At 62.6% G+C, this 2,171-nt stretch carries 1 protein-coding gene and 1 pseudogene; both read left to right on the plus strand.

The window, feature by feature from the left end; translation table 11 throughout:
- On the plus strand, positions 1-1,275 hold a 1,275-nt coding region (locus ADT71_RS31800), incomplete at its 5' end, for a hypothetical protein (RefSeq protein WP_165913394.1).
- Positions 1,276-1,281: 6 nt separating this feature from the next.
- Positions 1,282-1,874, plus strand: a pseudogene (locus ADT71_RS00340) (recombinase family protein).
- Positions 1,875-2,171 lie beyond the last annotated feature (297 nt).

A 2,171-nucleotide genomic window follows, 5' to 3' on the forward strand; every position in this document is an offset into this window, starting at 1 on the left:
TCCATCGAGAGGACGAACAGCTTCACATCCGCCATCCAGCTGCAATCCGCCGGTGCCAGTCAATGCCATAATGCCCTCGCCATTGAGGCTGCCATTCACGCGGAACTCGTTGACCCGGATCACGCTACCCTCACCCATCTTGGCTACGCCGTTCTCGGCTCCAGCAGCAATGCGCCCATTCCGCGCAACAAAGCCACGAAGCTATTGCGCAGCCTGTTGGAGTCGGCCGAACGCTGCAACACAGATCCCGACCGTCACTACGAGATCGCCGAGATCTGGCTTTTCGGGAGTCTGATGCGGGGTGCCGAAACCGTTGGTGATATCGATCTGGCCATACGGTGGTCCAGTCGGCCCGGCACAACCCTCGACGAGCGCGACCAACGGACCTCCACCCGCTTTCGGCAACTCTACCCCGACGCTGGATGGATCGAGGTCTGGGATATGGCCCGGCGCCTCCAGGACCGCGATCTCTTCGGAAAGCGGCGCAACAGCGCATACGCCGTCCATCGCGGCATCGACACCCTCATCTCGATGGCCGAGCCTTGCATGAAAGTGTTCTCACTTGCCGACGGGATTATCTCCGCGCCCGTCCTCCTGGACCACCACCCTGACGCGACCACGCGCGAGGTTTCCATTCGGGCGCGCGTAACAGCTGACGATCGCGACCGGCTCCTGGCCTTGCGGCCCTCCCCCCGGCCGCTGCCCGCCAACTGGGCATGCGCGGCAACCGGCCACTGGTTCCCAAGCCTCCACATGTTCGCTTTAGACCCCGGGACAAGTGGCTATTACCACGTTGCTACGCTGGTAAACCACCTCCACAATGGGAGGCACTGCAGCCCGCGGGTCTTCGCTCGTGATGATATCCGCCACCTCGCCGAAACAGACTTCGACCCCCTGCCCGATATGTTCGACGGCCGCGCGCTCGCGCTGATCGTCACTGACTACAAAAACCTGATGCTCCAGCGCGGCATGGATGCCACCCATAAGGGCACCATCATCTACAACATCACCGTGACCGACTACGCTCAGGCCGGTAAAACCCCACGGATGCCTGGCGCCCGCGAAGCTGCCGCCTGCGAAGATATCGTCGGGTTTTACCTCGCCTCACTGGTCTATGCGGACACGCTCGCCATCAGGACGCTCGATCCTTCGATCGAGATGATTCATTTCTTTTCCACCATGCCCGGCAACGAGCTCATCGAGGCGCGCATGCGCTACTGGGCGGCGCATCTCGTCAAGGGGCGGCCCATGACCTTTGATGCGGCGGCCGACTGAGCAGCGATCCAGCGCGACGCGCTGGCCGCGGCCGGCGTCGATCCGGAGCATATCTATAAGGATGCAGCGTCGGGCCGGCTCGAGAAGCGACCGGGGCTGGACGCCTGGCCGAACGCGCTGCGCCGCGATGACACGCTCGTGATCTGGAAGCTTGACCGACGCGGGCGCGACCTTCGCCACTTCATCAATACGGTTGGCAATCTGACCAAACGTGGCGTCGGCCTCAAGGTGCTGGCGGGCGAAGGCGCCTCGATCGACACCACCACCGCCGATGGTCGCCTGATCTTCGCGATCTTCGTCGGCCTCGCCGAGTTCGAGCGCGAACTGATCGTCGAGCGCACCCGCGCGGGCCCTGCCTCTGCCCATGCGCGCGGGCGGCACGGCGGTCGTCCGCGCCCGACAAGCTGCGCCTCGCCCAAGCAGCGATGGGCAAGCCGGAGACGATAGTCGCCGAGCTATGCGCCGAACTCGGCATCACCCGGCAGACCCTCTACCGCCATGTCACGCTCAAGGGGGAGATCAGGCCTGACGAGGAGAAGCTCTTAGTGCGAGGTACTCGTTCAGCAGCCCCGCTGAAATCGTTCATCCATATGGTCTAATTCAGAGCGACGATGCTGCAACATAGACCCCGACTGCAATAACGACCACGGCAAACCCACGTTCCAGAAGCCCCTTGCGTCTGGCGAACGCTTGACCCGGTGCAATGCCGGCGACGATTCTCGCGTCACCGGGCTGCCATACGGTTGCCAGCTCCAGGTCCAAAGCGCGGTCGCGGCGCGTGTGTCATCGCGGATACGATCGTGATATCCGTAAACACGTCGCGATACAGTAACTGGCACCCTCATTCGGGCTGGGTGTCACAATCTTGAAAACGAGGAAAATAGGGCTAATGTTAA

Origin of the sequence: Novosphingobium sp. ST904, assembly GCF_001298105.1 — a bacterium.
In the GTDB taxonomy this organism is placed as follows: Bacteria; Pseudomonadota; Alphaproteobacteria; order Sphingomonadales; family Sphingomonadaceae; genus Novosphingobium.